The organism is Streptomyces sp. NPDC003247 (assembly GCF_042888135.1).
In the GTDB taxonomy this organism is placed as follows: Bacteria; Actinomycetota; Actinomycetes; order Streptomycetales; family Streptomycetaceae; genus Streptomyces.
Genome location: NZ_JBIAPF010000010.1, coordinates 158,164 through 175,624, shown reverse-complemented (window position 1 = coordinate 175,624; position 17,461 = coordinate 158,164). Strand labels below are relative to the sequence as shown.

The 17,461-nt window shown below is 71.5% G+C and carries 11 protein-coding genes and 2 pseudogenes; 8 read left to right on the top strand and 5 right to left on the bottom strand.

Going from position 1 to position 17,461, the window contains the following annotated elements:
• The first annotated feature begins 691 nt into the window (after positions 1-691).
• Both ACFYWQ_RS30590 and ACFYWQ_RS30585 read left to right on the top strand, forming a co-directional pair.
• A complete protein-coding gene (locus ACFYWQ_RS30590) occupies positions 692-1,144 on the top strand; it encodes a MarR family transcriptional regulator (protein ID WP_389520796.1) in 453 nt (150 codons plus the stop codon).
• A 53-nt stretch (positions 1,145-1,197) separates the two neighbouring features.
• Positions 1,198-1,455 (top strand): replication initiation protein, RepL2, encoded by a 258-nt coding sequence (locus ACFYWQ_RS30585; RefSeq protein ID WP_389521088.1) that lies wholly within the window; start codon positions 1,198-1,200, stop codon positions 1,453-1,455.
• A gap of 316 nt (positions 1,456-1,771) precedes the next feature.
• Here the strand turns inward: ACFYWQ_RS30585 and ACFYWQ_RS30580 are convergent, their stop codons facing one another.
• Complete coding sequence (locus tag ACFYWQ_RS30580; protein ID WP_389520794.1) at positions 1,772-2,086, bottom strand: DUF6980 family protein; 315 nt, start codon at positions 2,084-2,086, stop codon at positions 1,772-1,774.
• Between the two features lie 65 nt (positions 2,087-2,151).
• Between ACFYWQ_RS30580 and ACFYWQ_RS30575 the strand changes: the two genes are divergently transcribed.
• Positions 2,152-3,026 (top strand): IS5 family transposase gene (locus ACFYWQ_RS30575; protein WP_389520792.1). Its coding sequence is split into 2 segments (ribosomal slippage): positions 2,152-2,542 and positions 2,542-3,026, totalling 876 coding nucleotides; the frame shifts between segments, so codons are not numbered across the junction.
• A 442-nt stretch (positions 3,027-3,468) separates the two neighbouring features.
• Positions 3,469-3,801: pseudogene (locus ACFYWQ_RS30570) on the top strand (site-specific integrase); the annotation flags it as partial.
• Positions 3,802-3,935: 134 nt separating this feature from the next.
• Here ACFYWQ_RS30570 and ACFYWQ_RS30565 read toward each other — a convergent pair.
• The gene (locus tag ACFYWQ_RS30565; RefSeq protein ID WP_389520791.1) at positions 3,936-4,565 is read right to left on the bottom strand and encodes a TetR/AcrR family transcriptional regulator; all 630 of its coding nucleotides are present in this window, start codon (positions 4,563-4,565) and stop codon (positions 3,936-3,938) included.
• 70 nt (positions 4,566-4,635) lie between these two features.
• Here ACFYWQ_RS30565 and ACFYWQ_RS30560 point away from each other — a divergent pair, with 70 nt between their 5' ends.
• Positions 4,636-5,508 carry a ketopantoate reductase family protein gene (locus ACFYWQ_RS30560; RefSeq protein ID WP_389520790.1) on the top strand — a complete coding sequence of 291 codons (873 nt, stop codon included), beginning with the start codon at positions 4,636-4,638 and terminating at the stop codon, positions 5,506-5,508.
• A 142-nt stretch (positions 5,509-5,650) separates the two neighbouring features.
• Here ACFYWQ_RS30560 and ACFYWQ_RS30555 read toward each other — a convergent pair.
• Positions 5,651-6,906, bottom strand: a pseudogene (locus ACFYWQ_RS30555) (Tn3 family transposase); the annotation flags it as partial.
• A 709-nt stretch (positions 6,907-7,615) separates the two neighbouring features.
• On the opposite strand from ACFYWQ_RS30555, the gene ACFYWQ_RS30550 reads away from it, so the two are divergent.
• Entirely contained in the window at positions 7,616-8,416 is an 801-nt protein-coding gene (locus ACFYWQ_RS30550) for an SDR family NAD(P)-dependent oxidoreductase (RefSeq protein WP_389520788.1), read from the top strand.
• Positions 8,417-8,432: 16 nt separating this feature from the next.
• Here ACFYWQ_RS30550 and ACFYWQ_RS30545 read toward each other — a convergent pair whose 3' ends face one another.
• The gene (locus ACFYWQ_RS30545) at positions 8,433-9,056 is read right to left on the bottom strand and encodes a TetR/AcrR family transcriptional regulator (RefSeq protein ID WP_389520786.1); all 624 of its coding nucleotides are present in this window, start codon (positions 9,054-9,056) and stop codon (positions 8,433-8,435) included.
• A 1,032-nt stretch (positions 9,057-10,088) separates the two neighbouring features.
• Between ACFYWQ_RS30545 and ACFYWQ_RS30540 the strand changes: the two genes are divergently transcribed.
• Together ACFYWQ_RS30540 and ACFYWQ_RS30535 are read left to right on the top strand one after the other, a co-directional pair.
• The gene (locus ACFYWQ_RS30540; RefSeq protein WP_389520785.1) at positions 10,089-11,003 is read left to right on the top strand and encodes a ricin-type beta-trefoil lectin domain protein; all 915 of its coding nucleotides are present in this window, start codon (positions 10,089-10,091) and stop codon (positions 11,001-11,003) included.
• Between the two features lie 219 nt (positions 11,004-11,222).
• A complete protein-coding gene (locus tag ACFYWQ_RS30535) occupies positions 11,223-14,012 on the top strand; it encodes an AAA family ATPase (protein ID WP_389520783.1) in 2,790 nt (929 codons plus the stop codon).
• A gap of 84 nt (positions 14,013-14,096) precedes the next feature.
• Here ACFYWQ_RS30535 and ACFYWQ_RS30530 read toward each other — a convergent pair whose 3' ends face one another.
• On the bottom strand, positions 14,097-17,459 hold the full coding sequence (locus ACFYWQ_RS30530) for a right-handed parallel beta-helix repeat-containing protein (RefSeq protein WP_389520781.1): 3,363 nt from the start codon (positions 17,457-17,459) through the stop codon (positions 14,097-14,099).
• Positions 17,460-17,461: the final 2 nt, after the last annotated feature.

Here is a 17,461-nt window from a genome sequence, read left to right as displayed (position 1 = left end):
GTGGACCGTGCGCGCCGGAAAGCGGCGGGGTCGTGTGCGGGTGCAGAGGCCGGTAACCGGATGGCAGCGGTGAGGAAGGGTTCGGTGTCGGCTGACGGCCAGGACAGGTTGCTGCCGGGGGCTCAGGTCCGTTCGTTCCCCCGTTGAGTGCTGCCCCGAGATAGGGAGGGGCGAGCGTGCCGACGGCTGAGGTGGGCGGGCAGGTGCGGTTGTGGGTTCCTGCCCGGCTGGGGTGGCGGCCTCCTGCGTAAGGGAAGAGAGCGCACCCGCCAAAGCGCATCTGACCTGCGAAGACATGCCGATCCGCCAAGATCGTAGGAACTGGCAGGCAGTTCCTACGACCGTGGAGAGCGATCCGTGGACCTGAGTGCCCAGATCCTGGGGTCGTGCTGCACGGTCTCACCGATCGCACACCCTGCCTCACCGGACTGGGACAGCGGCTGAGCGATCCGCCACCACGATTCCTCGGTCTGGGTACCACGATCCCTCAGCAGCGCCACATTGACCTCACGTACATGACTGCCCGTCGGAGCGATCGGTGCGCGGCGCGGACTGCCCGCAGCAGGGGAGCAAGCGACACGGCAGGCAGGCGGAGCTGATTGACTTCTTGCTCATGTACGTTAAGTTCATCTGGTCGGCCCTGAAGCCGTCCTCATGAACCATCCGCCACACCCCCTGCTCGGAGGGCCCGTTGGGAGCAGTACGCAGGCTGGTCGACGCCGACACAGGCGAGCCGGTCCCCTATGCGCCGTACGCCTTCTCGGGCAGACATACCCAGGTCGACAAGGCGCGCGTCGAAGCGATCACCGAGTCCAAGGCGTTCACGCCCAGCCAGAAGTTCCTCGTCCTGTGGTGGATCGGGGTCTCGCCCGAGGGCATGGAGCCGCTGAGGGCCACCGGCGCGGACATCGCCAAGCGGGTCGGGATGTCCACCGACGCTGTCGGGAAGATCAACAGGAAGTTGGCCAAACACCGCATCCTCATCGTTCGAGGACGCATCGGCAACTACAACTTCTACCGGATCAGCCCGTACATCGCCTTCCACGGAACGGGTATCGAGCAGCGTGAAGCGGTGAAGACGTGCAACCCGCCGGACATCCCCGGATTCAACGAGAACGCCCCTGCGCGGTGGGAGGCCCAGTGATCAGCAACGACGAGAAGCACAAGAACCTCGAACTGCTCGAGAAGACGGCAGGCATGACCGCCAACCAGCGCCTCGTCGTCATGCTGTACGCCCTGCACCCGACTGACCGGTCCGGCGCCGTCCTCGAGACGGCCGCCAACCTGGCCCAGCTCGTCGGTATGGCACCTACCGTCTTCTCCCGCACCCGCAAGCAGGTCATCGAGGCCGGCTGGCTCCAGGAGACAGAGAGAATCGGCCACATCAAGTACTACCGGCTCGACCCCAGGCGGCTGGGTGAAAACATCGTCGTCCCCCTCCGCCGCGCAACGTGACGTCCTGCGGAGCGCTCCTCATGTACGTCACGTACATGAGGAGCGCTCCGCAGGACCGTTTCTCATGACCTCCAGGCAAGGTCTGTCGCCACGGCGCTCCCGCACCCCCGTGACGCGGGTGACGGCGTAGGCGGAGGACAGTGCGAGTACCTCGCGTCGTCCAGGTTGAACGGCATCCGACGAGCGCCGGCTGCGGCCGTGACGGTGAGCAGCCGCCGAGCCTCGCTCGTGTTGCCGGTGAGGCTCAGTGGTGCTGCGAATGCTCGCGCGGCGGCTAGGGCGTGTATCGGAAGTGGCTTGGGAGGCTGTTGGTCCGTCAGTCCCGAGGCAGGAGGGCGAGCCAGCGGTCGTCCTGGAATTCGGCGGGGACTTCGTCCTCCCCCGGATCGATGCCGCGGCGTTCCAGCTCGTCGAACCATCGATCCCGCTGTGACTCGGGGAGGCGCCGTCCGCACCAGGGACAGAAGTCGATGGTGATGCTCGACGTGCCGCCGTCGTGGATGATCAGCCCGTACTCCTGGAACTTGGTGCTGAAGTTGATCAGTGTGTCCGGGCAGGCGAAGGGGTCGCTGTGCTGGTCGCAGTTCATGTTCACGCAGCGGCTCATCGCTTCGCAGCAGTGGTTGGTCATGACCTTGGCTTTCCGGTGATCGACTCGATGACCAGAAGTAGATCACGGTCTGTAATGATCACCGGGTGGCACGTGGAGATCTGACGGATACGCAGTGGGGCCGGTTGGAGTCGTTGTTGCCCAAGGGCAGGAAACCCGGACGTCCACCGAGGTGGAGTCGGCGGCAGCTGATCGACGGCATACGGTTCCGTACACGCACCGGCGTCCCGTGGCGGGATGTGCCAGAGCGATACGGGCCCTGGGCCAGGTCGTACGACCTGTTCCGCCGTTGGCAGCGGGACGGCACTTGGCAGCGGATCTTCAGCGAGCTGCAGACCCAGGCCGATGCCAAGGATCTCATCACCTGGGACCTCAACATCGATTCCACCGTATGCCGGGCCCACCAGCACGCTGCCGGGGCGCGGAAAAGGGGGACCTGCAGAAGGAGCCGCCCGGCGGGATCACCGTCGAGCCGGACGACCACGGCCTCGGGCGCTCGCGCGGCGGTCTGACCACCAAGCTCCACCTGGCCGTCGAGCAGGGCCAGAAGCCGATGGCCGTCGTGATCACGGCTGGACAGCGCGGTGACTCCCCGCAGTTCGAACCTGTCCTGAAGAAGGTCCGTGTCGCCCGCCCGGGCGCCGGACGGCCGCGGACCCGGCCCAACCGGGTCCGTGCAGACAAGGCGTACGCGTCCCGCAAGAACCGCGCCTACCTGCGACGACGCGGAATCCGATGCACCATCCCGGACAAGGCTGACCAGGCGGCCCACCGCAAGAATCGCGGCTCTCGCGGTGGCCGGCCGCCCAAGTTCGACGCCGAGGATTACAAGGCTCGGCATGCGGTCGAGTGCGGGATCAACCGCCTCAAAAGACACCGCGCCGTGGCGACGCGCTACGACAAGCTCGCGGTCCGCTACGAGGCGACCGTCCTCGTCGCAGCCATCAACGAGTGGCTGTGACCAGCACATTTGATACACGCCCTAGCGGCACGGGCCGGAGCGAAGGCCGCGCCATACTGACGGCCGCGTGCGCGTGCTCGTCACCGATCGGGGTGGACGGCCTGGACGCCGGTTCCCGCGTAGACCCTGGGCGTGAGAGCGAGCAGGAAACGACCCGTCGGGAAGGCGGCCGAGGGCCTGGCGGCGTGGATGGCATGGACGGCGGCCCGTTGATGTAGCCGAGCAGTCCGGGCCGCTCGGCGTCGCCGGCCGCCAGCGACAGCACGGGCGCGTGCAGCGTTCCCAGCCCGCCCGAGGCCTGCACGTAGAACGCTGCGACCGCTTCGTTGAATGGCTGTCTGTGGTGTGTCGCTCGACGTGTTGCGGATCGGGGGTTGAGGAACATCGGAGCGAAACCCGGTGCTAAGCCTCGATCGGCCCTGGTGGGCGGCTGACGGATCGTCGGCGACCGGACCCGTCTGAAGTCTTCCCCAAGGCCGTCGGTCCGCGCGATGTCTGCCCCGACACCGGGCTTGTCCGGCTGTCATACGGCCAGGCCCGAGCTCTGCTCGACGCCCACACCTCGCTCGGCGGTGTGCCGGGGACAGGCTGGGACCTGCACGAGTACCGTCATTCTGGCCTCACATACCTCGGTGAAGCCGGGGCCAGCCTGCCGATGCTCATGGCCAAGTCGCGGCACACGAAGCCTGAGAACGTGAGGAAGTACTTCCGTCCCTCGGCGGAGGCGATCGCCGAGGTCACCAGCCTGCTCGCACCCGACGACAGCAGGCGCTGACCTCGACACGCAGGCCCGTGCGATCAACTTCCGTCTGCCTCTGCCTGACAAAGATGCCGAGCAGACGCCGGCCGCCTGGCCCGCCTCCCGGCCGACCGGCGACATCGCCGATTGGCCGCGGCCGTCCCGAGTTGTCAGGCCGCCGTCGGTGGTGCGCTCATCGCTGCCGTCAGGAACGTGATCGCCCAGTGCCGGGCTGCCTCGCCCGCTACCGGGGACAGGCAGGCCGGGGAGCGCTGCTGGTGGACCTCGACGCGGTCCACGGCCGCCACGGCGAGGATCCCCCGCATCCGGAACCGCAGTTCCTCCGGGGAAAGGCCGGGCAGTGCGCGCCTGAAGGCCGCCAGGTAGCGCTCACGGACCGTGTCCTCGGCCGGACCGGTCCAGCTGCGCACCTCCTCGGCCGGGTCGCTGAGGATCGTCACGATCAGCCGGGATGTCTGGGCACCGCCCTCGTCACCGGCCGCCATCTCGTCGAACAGCGGCCCCGCGAATGCCTCCACCAGTTCGGTGACCGCAGGGTCCGGAGTCCTCGCGAGCAGTCGGTCGAGCCCTGCGCACTGCGCGGCGTTGATGGGCTCGATCACGCGGCGGGCGACCGCGGCCAGGAGTTCCGCCTTCGAGCCGAAGTGATACCCGACTGCGGCCAGGTTCGCTCCGGCGAGGTCGGTGATCGCGCGGACCGAGGTGCCGCGGTAACCGCGCTCGGCGAAGAGGCGTTCGGCCGCGTCGAGGATCTGAGTGCGGGTGTCAGGTGGCGCCATGCCTGCATACACTACAGACGTTTGATTCAAACGAACGTATGACTGAAACGAACGTGCGAAAAAGGTTGTCATGAAACTGCTCGTGTACGGCGCCGGGGTTCTCGGCAGCCTGTTCGCCGCCCGCCTGCATGAGGCCGGGCACGACGTTGCGCTCCTCGCTCGGGGCAAGCGCCTGGCCGCCCTGCGCCGACACGGCGTGCAGCTCGCCGAGGCAGACAGCCCGGCCATCAGGCGGGTACCGGTGCCGGTGGTCGAGCACCCGGCCGGCGGGTACGACCTGATCGCGGTCTTCGTCCGCACCCATCAGGTGGACGCTGTGCTGGAGTCACTCGCCGGTCTCGAAGGCGACGTGCTGTTCCTGCACAACTGGGCGGCCGGCCCGGAGCCGCTGGGCGCGGTGATCGGCCACGAGCGGGTGCTGCTCGGCTTCGGCATGGCCGGCGGCACGATGGACGGCGACGTGGTCCGCTACCGCGCGACCAACTTCATGACCCGCCGGGTTGCGATGCCGATCGGCGAACCCGACGGCCGGACCACCCCGCGACTCGCACGGATCGTGCGGACGTTCCGCGCCACCGGGATCAACGCCAAGACCGAGCCGAAGATGGATGCCTGGCTCAAGACGCACGCGGCGTTCGAGGTGCCACTCGGGCAGGCGGTGCACACGGCGGGCGGACCGGTAGCGCTTGCCGACGATCCGGACGCTGTCCGCGGCATGCTCCGCCTCATGCGGCAGAACCTGGCCGCCATGCCGACGCCGCCGGCCCCTCGCGGGTTCGCTGCATTGCGGACCCTGCCGGAAGGTCTGCTCGTGGCCACGCTGCGACGCTTCCTGCGAAGCCCGACGGCCGTACACAGCGGACTCAGCGACGCCTCGCCCGCGGCAGCTGCCGAACTCGCGCGGCTGGCCGAACAGATCCGCGCCTATACGAAAGTCCGGTAGACGACAGGCGGCCGCGCCTCCTCGGCCGGATCACACGTGAGTGCTGCTCTGGCTCTGTTCCGCGCACTCCTCGGCCGCTGGCCCCGCCCGCTGCACCCGCGTCTCTCCCGGGGCCCTCGCCCGCTGACCGGCCCGACCAGCGTTACTCGTCGTCGGCGGCGTCCGGATCGCGCAGCGGGCGCATCCCGCCGGGCAGCTCGGGCAGTTTGGACGAGTACCGGCCGAGCATGTTGATGTGCTGCCGGACGAACGGGGAGAGGCGGGCGACGTCCGCGACGAGGACGTCGAAGCCGTCCGCCCGCAGCTGGTTCACCGCGGCGTCCATGTAACGGGTGTTGAAGAGGACGACGGCGTTGAGGACCAGGCCGAGCGCGCCGATCTGGTCCTCCATGCCGTCCTGGTAGCGCTGGTAGAGCTGCCCCGAGCGGCCGTGGAAGATCTTCCGGGCAAGCGCGTGGCGGCCCTCCTGGAGGTTGGCCTGCGCCTTGATCTGGCGGCGGTAGCCGGGCTCGTCGGCCAGCCGCAGGATGTGCAGGGGGTTGGCGATCCGCCCGTAGTGCGCGGTCGCGTCCCCGAGCGGGGTGGGCGCGGCGATCGCGGCGGCCAGTTCCTCGCGCGGCACCACCTCCTCGATACGCTCCCACATCGCCGTCAGCGTCGCCACCTCCGGCGGACTGATCTCCCCGGACTCGGTGTCGACCTGCTCGCTCGTGGTGTCGAACACGACCCGGAACGCGGTCGCCAGCCTGATCCCGGCCCGCTCCATCCTCGGCAGCGTCTTCAGCTTCCGCTTCGCCGTCTCCCGCTCGCCCGCGCGAGCAGCTTCGTCGCGATCAGCACCTCCAGCAGATCCAGCGCGTCGTCGACCGCCCTGCTCGTCAGGTAGACCGCGGTGGCCAGCAGGGTGGCCAGGCGCCGCGAGTCGCCGTGGCGTCGCAGCAGGGACGCCTTGCCGTCCACGCCGTACCGCGACAGCTCTGCCAGTCGCCGCGGCGGTATCCCGGACACGTCCAGCTTGCCCATCCCGAACGCGTCGATCTCCGCCGCCCGCTCAAGCGCCCACTTCATCTGGGGCCCGGATATCCGCACCGGGCCGCGCCGCAGCCGGTCCAGCTCCGATACCCGCGCGCCGGGCGGCACGGTCAGCAGGGAGTCGAGCACCGCCCGCTGACCGGTGCTCAGCAGCCCGTAGAGGCTGTCCCACAGCCGCTGGTTCGCCGCCTCCCGCACCGATGCCACCAGCCGGGCGAGCGTCGTCACGCCGGGCAGCAGCACCCGCCGCTCGCGCAGCCACCCCACCGCCGCGTCGAACAACGCCTTCGGGCCCTCCCCGGTCGTCCACGCTCGCGCGTCCACCCACACCCGCAACTCGGCTTCCGCCTCGGCGAACTCCGTGTACTCCAGCCGCCCTCGAAGAGGTCCAGGTCAAAGCTCTCTCAGGTGCGCGGGAGGCTTAGCGCCGGTTTTCGTTCCGATGTTCCTCAACCCCCGGATCAGGGTCGGCGACGACGGGTTGGGCGGTGTGTGGGGAAGGCCAGTGCCGGCAGTGGGATGACCGGGCTGACGGACCGGGTGGCGGCCTTCAACGGCAAGCTCGCCATCGACTCCCCGCCCGGCGTCGGTACCACGATCCGGATCCGGATCCGGATCCAGATCCCGATCCGGGCCTGAGCGGGCTCCTCCGGGAGCGGCCGGTCGAAGAGCCCGGTCAGGCCTCCGTCCGGGTGGGCGGGCACGTGGGCACCGGCGCGGGTCGGCGCGTGACCGGCCCCGTCGCGGGGTGCTTGCGGCTGTGCCATGTCCGGTTCCCGTTCGTCGGCTGCGGGCGGTCGCCGCAGAGTGGCGTTGTCGTGCTGTCGGTGGAACTCCTCGGTTCCCGAGGTCTGTCGTGCGCTCCCTCGCCCTTCCCTCGGGGCCTCCCGGGCCGTTGTAGGGCACACACCCCACACACCCCACACACCCCGCCCCGTCACCGGCGCGAGCCCCGCCCGGACGCCGCTCCGGCGCCATCCGAGCGCTAGACGTCTACAGCTGTATACTTAGCGGTGGCGACACATCTCCCCGGCCGTCGCGGCGCGGGGAGGACCTAGAGAAGGACACGGAACACATGAACCTGAACCTGACCGGAAAGCGCGCACTCGTCACGGGGTCGAGTCTCGGACTCGGTGAGGCCACCGCGAAGCTGCTGGCGGCCGAGGGCGCCACGGTCCTGGTCCACGGCCGGGACAAGGAGCGCGCGGAGAAGGTCGCCCGGGAGATCCGCGAGGACGGTGGCAGCGCTGCCACCGTCCTGGGCGACCTGGCCGACGACGAGGCCGCCGCCGAGGTCGCCCGCGCGGCCCTCGCCGACGGGCCGGTCGACATCCTCGTCAACAACGCCGGTTTCTACCGGCATCTGTCCTGGGCGGAGGCGACCCCCGACGAGTGGCGTGACACCTACAACGTCAACGTGGTCTCGGGGGTGCGCATGATCCGGCACCTCGTCCCGGCGATGCGGGAGCGCGGCTGGGGCCGGGTCGTCACCATCGGCGGCGGCCTCGCCTCCCAGCCGATGAACACCCACCCGCAGTACAACGCGACCCTGGCAGCGCGGCACAACCTCGCCGTCTCCCTGGCCCGCGACCTGAAGGGGACCGGAGTCACCTCGAACGTGGTCTCGCCCGGAGCCATCCTCGTCGAGGCCACCAAGGAACTCGTCACCCAGATCGGCCCCGCCCGCGGCTGGGGCGACACCTGGGAGGAGATCCGGCCCAACGCCGTCGACGCCCTCATCCCCAACGACCAGGAACGCTTCGGCGAGCCCGAGGAGATCGCGGGAGCGGTGGCGTACCTGTGCAGCGACTACGCCCAGTACATCAGCGGTGCCACCATCCGCGTCGACGGCGGGCTCATCCGCTCCGCCTTCTGAACCCGCCGCGGTCGCCTCACTTCGACGGCGCGGCGTCCGTACCGGTGGCGTCCGTACCGGTGGAGTCCGCCTCGTCGGTGAGCGGTCGGAGCATGGCCGTCAGCAGGTCCGCGAGGGCGCCGTCGTCCGCCTCGGCGAGGGCGGTGGTGCCCACGACGGTACGCAGCAGCCACGTCCCGGCGACCAGCGCGAGGCCCAACTGGGCCCGCACCTCCGTCTCGGGGCCCCTCAGCAGCCCGGCCAGCCGGGCACCGACATGCGTCTCGATGCCCCGCCGAAGGATGTCCGTCGCCTCGGGGTCCTGCGCCGAGCGCAGCAGCAGCAGGAACGGGTCGAGCGTCGCGGCACCGGGCCCCGTGCGCTCGGCGAGCGCACGGGCCATCGCCTGCGACAGGTCATCGCGTTCGTCCCCGACCACGGTCGGCGGGCCGAAGGCCCGGTCCACCGCCTCGGCGAAAAGCCGGTCCTTGGAGCCGAAGTAGCGGTTGATCATCATTGCCGTCACACCGGCCCGTTCGGCGATCTGCCGGACCCCTGCCCTGGTGTAGCCGTGCTCCGTGAACTCGACCACCGCCGCGGCGAGAATCGCCTCGCGCGTCGCGGCACCGTCACGCTTGCGGGGAGGCTGGGCGACATCCATGCCCATGAGGATACGTGGGCCCCGCGCCCGGCCCGGAACGTGTGGGGTGCGGGCCCGCGGCCGGGCGTATGTCCCGTCGGCTCGGCCGACGGCCACGCGACGAACATCTGTAGCACTACGATGCCGCCATGAGCCAACCACTGCGGGCGCTGCTCGGGTAAGACCAGCCGTTCCTGCGCGGAGGCATCGCCGCCATTCCGCGCCAGGCCGGCCTCGACGTGGTCGAGGCCCTCGCCCCCCGCCGTGATCGCGGCGCTGCCGTGGCGAACAGGCCTTTGGGATCCGCGTCGGCAGCAGCCCGTCGGGCCGATGTGCCCGCACCGCGGCCAGGACCGAGGCGCCGTCCTGGGACTCCGCCACGACACACGGGCCCCGAGCCGTCAGCAGCGTCCTGACCGATGCGGCGGAATCCGGGGTCGTCGTCCACGACGACGATGTCGAGGCACAGGGTCCCAGCATGCCGAACGGCCTCGCGGCGGGACCATGGGGGGAGCCCTGCGGTTCGTGTATCGCTCACGCGAAGGAGATCCCCGCACCGGCCCTCGGGCGACCCGCGGTTCTCATGACACGTGTGCACATGTGAAGAGGTGTCACGCGGAGGCCCGGGCCGTCCGCGCGGGACGCGGCGAGCGGCGCCCGATGGTGATCACCGCGGGCCCGGGCGGATGAACTCGATTTCCGACGGTCCGTCCGACGCGCCGATTTGAGCCCGCACTCGCGGACCGGTACGTATCACCAGACACACGTCCCGGGGATGAACCGGAACACCGGCATCCGCCGTACGTGTGGCACGGCAGGACCTCGCAGGGACCGGCCGTTCACCACACCCCGCACTCCCCGTACGCACGCCCCGGCTCCGCCGGAAAGGACACCATGAACCCTCCACCCACGCCCCGGTCCGCGGGGGACCTCCCCAAGAGAGTCCCGGGCACCGCCAGGCAGGTCAGTCCCGGATCCGGACCCGCACAGGGCGGATCGACGGCCGGGGACCCGGCGCCGGCGGTGCCCGGGGCCGAGGACCGTTCGCCCGATGTGGCAGGGCGCGGCGCCTCCGTACCGCGGCTCTCCCAGATCTCCTCGCTCGGCGCGCGGGGAACCGGCGGCCCCCACCGGGACCGGCACCCGGACCGCCTCGAACCGCCCGCGCCCGCCGCACCGGCCGCCACCCCCGGCAAGGGCGCCAAGGCCCGGCGCGAGGGACTGCGCGGCGCGCTCGGCGTGGTGTGCGCCGTGGGGCTGCTGGCGGTGGGCAGCGCGGTGCTCACGCTGGGCCTGATCGGCGGTGACGAGGGTGACGACGGTGACGAGCGCGCCGGGTCCTCCCGCTCCGTGGACTTCGGCGCCGACACCTTCGACGGGCTCGGCGGAGGGTCGACCCCCTCGGCACAGACGTCGGGCGCCGACCCCGGGAAGGAGCCCGACGGCTCCGAGAAGCCCACCGCGTCCGCCTCGTCCGCCTCGTCCACGGCCGGCGCGTCGACCAGCGCTTCCGCGTCCCCGGACGAGGCCACGACCGCCACCCGGAAGGCGAAGGCCGGGACGACGACGAGCACGGCGCCCTCGACACCGGGTGTCGGCGTCTACAGTCACGCCTCGCGGCGCTGCGTCGACGTCGTGGGTGGCAAGGCCGTGCAGGGCGCGAAGCTGATGATCTGGGACTGCAACCAGTCCGCCTCGCAGCACTGGACGTTCACCGACGGGACCATGCGCTCGCTGGGCATGTGCGTACAGCTCGCGGGCGGCTCGACCGCCGACGGCACGGACCTCGAACTCGCCTCCTGCGACGGCAGCCCGGCCCAGCGTTTCGTGCTGAACGTTCGCAACGACCTCGCCAACAGCTTCAGCGACAAGTGCGGGGACGTTCGCGACAACGGCACGGCGAACGGCACCAGACTCCAGCTGTGGTCCTGCTCCGGCGGGGAGAACCAGAAATGGTCCACGTCTTGAGGCCCTGAATGTCTTGACCCTGAATGTCTTGAGGCCCTGAATGTCCTGAGGCCCTGAATGTCCTGAGGCCCTGAATGTCCTGAGGCCCTGAATGGCTCGAGACCTTGGGTGTCCTGAGACCTTGGGTGTCCTGAGCACCCGGCGGATACGGCAGCTCCCGTGCCCTGCGCGGACCCCCGCGCTCCTACAATGAGCGTTTTCGGGGAAAGGGTGTCGCCCGTGGTGTTCGCCGATCCGCCGCGCGCCGCGGACGCCGACCGCCTGGTGGGACGCGAGCACGACCTGGAACACATCCTCGGTGTGTTCGAACGCCACACCGGGGGTGCCCTGCTGCTGTCCGGGGACCCCGGAGTCGGCAAGTCCACGGTGCTCGACGCCGTGGCCACGGCCGCCGCGCACAACGGCACGCGGGTGCTGCGCGCGGCCGGTGCCGAGTTCGAGGCGGACATCGGCTACTCGGCGCTGAACCAGATCCTGCTGCCCCTGCACGGCGCGCTCGACCGGCTCGGCACCGCGGGCCGGGAGGCCATGACGGTCGCCCTCGGCTTCGGTGCCGGCCCGCCGCCCGAACGGCTGGTCGTCTGCAACGCCACGCTGGCCCTGCTGCGGTCGGCGGCCGAGGACGGTCCCGTCCTGCTGATCGTGGACGACCTGCCCTGGGTGGACCGGGCGAGCGCCGCCGTCTTCGGCTTCCTCGCGCGCCGGATCTCCGGCGAGCGCATCCGGTTCCTCGCCGCCTCCCGCACCGGCGTGGACAGCTTCTTCGACGGCGCCGGGCTCACGGCGTACGAACTGCCCGCCCTGGACCGCGACTCCGCCGCCCGGCTGGTCGACCTCCGCTTCCCCGACCTCGCGCACCCGGTGCGGCGGCGCCTTCTGGACACCGCGCAGGGCAACCCGCTGGCCCTCCTCGAACTCCCCGGCGCGCTGCGCGCGGACCAGCGCCGGGCCCGGGAGGTCTTGCCGCCGGTCCTGCCGCTCGGCGAACGTCTCCGGTCCCTCTTCGTCTCCCGCGTCCGCTCCCTGCCCGCCCCGGCCCGCACCCTGCTGCTGCTCGCCACCCTCGACGGCAGCGGCGACCTCGGTGTGCTGTCGGCGGCCGCACGGGAGACGGACGGCGAACCGGACCTGCGCGACCTGGACACCGCCGAGGCGGACGGGCTCATCCGGGTGACGCAGTCCCCGCGCCGGCTGGTGTTCCGGCACCCGCTGATCATGTCGGCGGTGGTCGACGCGGCCACCAGCAGCGCCCGGCGCGCCGCCCACCGCGCGCTGGCGCGGGTTCTCGTCGACCAGCCGGAACAGCGCGCCTGGCACCTGGGCGAGGCCACCCTCCAGCCCGACGAGGAGGTGGCCCTCCTGCTGGAACGCGCGGCCCGGCGCATCCTGGGCCGCGGCGACGCCGTGGCCGCGATCGCGGCGCTCACCCGCGCGGCCGACCTCAGCCCGGGGGGCACCGACCGCGCCCGCCGCCTGTCGGAGGCCGCCTACGTGGGCGCGGAGGCGATCGGCGCCCTGCACAGCGCGTCGGAGCTGCTGGAGGACGCCTCGCGGGCGGATCCCGCCCACGGCACCTCCCTCAACTCCGCGAACGCCGCCGTACAGCTCGTGCTGAACAGCGACGGCGACCTGGTCACCGCCCATCGCCTCCTGGTCGGTGCCATCGAGGAGGGCGACCACGGCTACGACGCCGAGGACCCCGCGCTCGTCGACGCCCTGCACTTCCTGCTCCTGCTCTGCAACTACGGGGCCGACGAGAAGCTGTGGGAGCCCTACTACCGGGCCGTCGCCCGGCTGTGTCCCGCGCCCCCGCCCCTGCTGCTGGTCGCCGCCCGCACCTGGGGCGACCCGGCGCACGCGGACGCGGCGACGCTCCGGGAACTCGACGAGATCATCGACGGCGCGCTGAAGGAGACCGACCCGGCGCGCGTCGTCCGGGTGGGCACCGCCGCGCTCTACCCGGACCGGCTGGCGGCGGTGCGCGAGGCGGCCTGGCGGCTGGTGCGGCAGGGCCGTGAGGGCGGCCCGGTGCGCCGGCACATCGGCGCGCTGCTGCATCTGTGCCTGGACGGCTACCACCGGGGCCGCTGGGCCGAGGTCCTGGAGCTGTCGGAGGAGGGGCTGACGCTCTGCGCGAGGTCCGGCTACACCGTCTGCACCTGGTTCTCCCAGTACACCAAGGGGATGGTGACGGCCTCCCGCGGAGACACCGGGACCGCGCACGCGCTCGCCGACGCGATGATCAACTGGGCGTCACCGCGCGGCATCCGGGAGGCCGTCCACTGCGCGCAGCACGTCCACGCCCTCGCCGACATCGCCGACGGCGACTTCGACGCGGCGTACGGGCGCGTCACCTCCATCAGCCCCGCGGGCAGCTTCCCGCCGTACGTCGCGCACGCCTCGTGGGTGTTCTTCGAGCTGGTGGAGGCCGCGGTGCGCACGGGACGGCGGGACCGGGCGAGGGCGCATGTGCGGGCGCTGCGCGAGACGAACGTCGCCGGACTCTCACCCCGCCTCGCACTGCTGGCCGGCTGCGCCGAGGCCCTGGTGGCGGACGACGACGCGGACGCGGTCCGGCTGTTCGAGGAGGCGCTGGCCACCCGGGACGCGGAGCGGTGGCCGTTCGAACTGGCGCGGGTGCGGCTCGCGTACGGCGAACGGCTGCGCCGCTCGCGGGCGTTGTCGGAGTCGAAGATCCCGCTGACCGCCGCGCTGAAGGCGTTCGAGCGGCTGGAGTCCGTGGCCTGGGCGGAACGCGCGCGCAAGGAACTGCGGGCAGCGGGACGGAGCATGCCGCACCCGGACGGCGGGACCGGGCCGGCCCTGACCGCGCAGGAACGCGAGATCGCGGAGCTCGCCGCGTCCGGGCTGACGAACAAGCAGATCGCCGAGCGCCTGTTCATCTCGCACCGGACCGTCGGCGCGCACCTGTACCAGATCTATCCGAAGCTGGGCATCGCCTCACGGGTGGCGCTGCGGGACGCGCTGCGCCGGGAGGGCCGGGACTGACGTACCACTGACGTACGTACCACTGACGTGCCGCTCGCCGGTGCCCGGTGAGTACCGGCGAGCGGCCCGCACCGATCGCCGCCGTCACGCCACCGCGCCCGGCGGCACGGCGTGCGCCGCCTGCGGCAGGTCGTCCGGCAGGAGTGTGGTGAGCGCCTCCAGGTCCGGGGTGGCCAGGGCGGACAGCCGGCCCGCCTGACGGGTCATCATGGTCTCCAGGATCTGGCGGGCCAGCCGCGCGTTGCCGAAGGACCGGGTGCGGGGCAGGGCGTCGATGTGGGCACGCAGCGCCGCCACCGTCGCGGGCGCGCACACGTATCCCGCGGTCGCCGCCTGCTCCTCCATGATCGACAGCAGTTCGTCGGTGGAGTAGTCCTCGAAGGTGACGTGCCGGGAGAAGCGCGAGGCCAGCCCGGGGTTGGAGGCGAGGAAGCGGTCCATCTCCGCGGAGTAGCCCGCGACGATCACGGCCACCTCGTCGCGGCGGTCCTCCATCAGCTTCAGCAGGGTGTCCACGGCCTCACGGCCGAAGTCCTGCGGCGCGTTCTCGGGCGTCAGGGTGTACGCCTCGTCGACGAACAGCACACCGCCGACGGCCTCCTCGAACTTCTCGGTGGTCAGCTGCGCGGTGTGCCCGATGTACCGGCCGACCAGATCGGCCCTGGCGACCTCGACGAGCTGGCCCCGGGACAGGACCCCGAAGGACTTCAGCAGGTCGGCGTAGAGCCGGGCCACGGTGGTCTTGCCGGTGCCGGGCGGGCCGGAGAACACCGCGTGGTGGCTGACCGCCGGAGTGGGCAGGCCCAGCGCGGCCCGCTGCCGGTAGGTGGTGAGCAGGTCGACGATGCCGCCGACCTCGCGCTTGACCGCCGACAGACCGGTCATGGCGCGCAGCCGGGCGAGCGCGTCGGAGTCGCCGGGCTCCTTCCGCACCTCCGTGCGCAGCTCCTCGGCCAGGTCGGCGCCGACGTCCTCGGGCAGCATCAGCATCAGATCCGCCTCGCTGGCCTCGGGCAGCGTGGCCAGCCGCAGCGACTGCCGGTCGACCATCTCCTCGAAGACCTGCCGGGCGGCGCGGCCGTTGCCGAAGGTCGCGTCCCGGCGCATCCGGGAGAACCGCAGCCCCAGCGCCTCCTTGGTGAGCGGGCCCATCACATAGCGGTGGCCCGCGCACATGGACTCGGTGATGGTGACGAGTTCGTCCACGGAGTAGTTCTCGAACTCGATGGTCCGGGTGAAGCGGGAGGCGAGGCCCGGGTTGGCGGCGAGGAAGTCCTCCATCTCCCTGGGGTAGCCGGCGACGATGACGACCGTGTCGTCCCGGTGGTCCTCGATCAGCTTCACCAGGGTGTCGATGGCCTCCTGCCCGAAGTCGGCGCCGGAGCCCTTGCTGTCGGAGAGCAGGGTGTACGCCTCGTCGATGAACAGGACGCCGCCCAGGGCCTGTTCGAACACCTCGGTGGTCTTGATCGCGGTGCCGCCGATCACCTGGGCGACCAGGTCGGCCCGCGACACCTCGACGATGTGCCCCGAGGACAGCATGTCCAGGCTCGCGAGGATGCCGCCGTAGAGGCGGGCCACGGTGGTCTTGCCGGTGCCGGGCGGGCCCGCGAAGACCAGGTGCCGGCTCATCGGCGGGGCCGGTATGCCCAGTCGGGCTCGCCGCTGGGCGAGCTTGCCCAGGCTGACGAGCATGTTGACCTGCTCCTTGACGTTGGTGAGCCCGATGAGCGCGTCCAACTCCGCGACCAGCGCGTTCTCCGGCGGACCGGTCTCCTTGCCGCCCCCGCCACCGCCGTTGCCGCTGTCCGCCGTGCCGTCGCCGGGGGCGGCCGGGTCGGCGGCCGGGTCGGTGCCCTCGTCGGGGGACTTGTTGTCGACGCTGGTGAGACCGGAGAGGGTGAAGTCGGCGCGGGACGGGACCCGCTTGAGGCCGGCTCCCCGGTTGGACCGCACCGTGCAGTCGGTGACCTCGACGGGGCGGTCGGTGTCGATCCGGATGCCGTCCCCGGCGTTGCCGCTGAACTCGGACGCCTTCAGGACCGAGCGGCCACCGGTGCCGATCAGGGCGCCGTGGCCGCCGCTGCCCAGTACCCGGGTGCGGATCAGGGTCAGATCGCCGTCCTGTTCCACGGCGGCCCCGGAGGCGGAGCAGCCGGAGATCTCGCAGTCCCGCAGCGTGACCCGTCCGTCGCCGCCGACGCAGACCCCGGACCGGCCCGCGCCGCGCAGCGCCGACGTCCCGACATGGGGGCTGCCTCCGCCCTCGACGCGCAGGGCGTGCCCCGCGCAGTCGCCGACCTCGCAGTCCTCGAACCGGCCCCGGCCGTTCCCGGCGACCAGGATGCCCGCCCCGCGCGCCTCCGTGACCCGCGCCCGGCGCAGCAGCGGATTGGCCCCCGTGCCGAGCGACACACCGTTCGCCCCCGCGCGTACGACGTCCAGCTGGTCGAACTCCGCGACCGATTCGCCCTCCAGCCGGACGCCCACGCCCTTGCTGTCGGTCACCCGGGTGCCGGAGAAGGAGGGGGTGCTGGAGTCGTCGACGAACACTCCGGCCTCCTCGGCTGCGTCGAACGCGCAGTTCACGAAGTAGCCGCGGGAGCGCCCGGTGACATAGAGCCCGCTGCCGCGGGTGCCGGAGGTCTCGCAGGAGGACAGCTGCGGGTCGGACCGGTCCGCGACCACGAAGCCGTGGCTGCTCGCGCCGCGCACCCGCACATGGGACAGCTCGGTCCGTGCGGAGCTGGCGAGATGGACACCGACCGAGCACTCGTGCAGCGTCGTGCGCACCACCCGCAGCGCCGTGCCGCCTTCGAGAGCGAGGCCCGGCTTCTCCGCCGCGGTGATCTCGCAGTCCTCCAGGACCCCCCGGGACCGGCCGTTGGCCAGCACGCCGTTGCCGCGCGCGTCCCGGATACGGCAGTTGCGCACATCGGCGCGTCCCTGCTCGCTGATCACCACACCGGAGGTGCCCAGGTTCTCGATCAGGCAGTTCTCGATGACGCTGCCGGTCGTGCCCGCCTCCACCACCCCCGCGCCGACCGGATTGGTGATGCGGCAGGACCGCACCGCCAGCGAACCGCTGCCCCGGCTCAGCAGGGCCGTCCAGCCCGCCCCCAGCACCTCGCAGCCGTCCAGGGCGACCTGCCCGCGGACCGCGTCGATCACCGGCAGCTCGCCCTCCCCGCCCCGCAGCACCAGATCGGTGAGCATCACGGCGTCGGCGGCGAGGGTGACGGCGGCGCCCTTGTCGGGCGCGATCTCGACGCTGCCGCGCGGTCCGTCGGCGACGATGGTCACCCGGTTGGTGACCACCAGGGTCTCCCGGTAGCTGCCCGGCCGGACGCTGATGACATCCCCGGGCCGGGCGCTGCCCAGCGCCGCGCCGATGGTGGAGTGGTCGCACCCGTTCTCCTGGCCGACGGTGATCAGATGGCGGGCCATGC

Coding starts and splice junctions, on each gene's coding strand:
- ACFYWQ_RS30560 (WP_389520790.1), top strand. CDS start 4,636: ATGAAACTGCTCGTGTACGGCGCCGGGGTTCTCGGCAGCCTGTTCGCC.
- ACFYWQ_RS30530 (WP_389520781.1), bottom strand. CDS start 17,459: ATGGCCCGCCATCTGATCACCGTCGGCCAGGAGAACGGGTGCGACCAC.
- ACFYWQ_RS30545 (WP_389520786.1), bottom strand. CDS start 9,056: ATGGATGTCGCCCAGCCTCCCCGCAAGCGTGACGGTGCCGCGACGCGC.
- ACFYWQ_RS30580 (WP_389520794.1), bottom strand. CDS start 2,086: ATGACCAACCACTGCTGCGAAGCGATGAGCCGCTGCGTGAACATGAAC.
- ACFYWQ_RS30585 (WP_389521088.1), top strand. CDS start 1,198: ATGACCGCCAACCAGCGCCTCGTCGTCATGCTGTACGCCCTGCACCCG.
- ACFYWQ_RS30550 (WP_389520788.1), top strand. CDS start 7,616: ATGAACCTGAACCTGACCGGAAAGCGCGCACTCGTCACGGGGTCGAGT.
- ACFYWQ_RS30565 (WP_389520791.1), bottom strand. CDS start 4,565: ATGGCGCCACCTGACACCCGCACTCAGATCCTCGACGCGGCCGAACGC.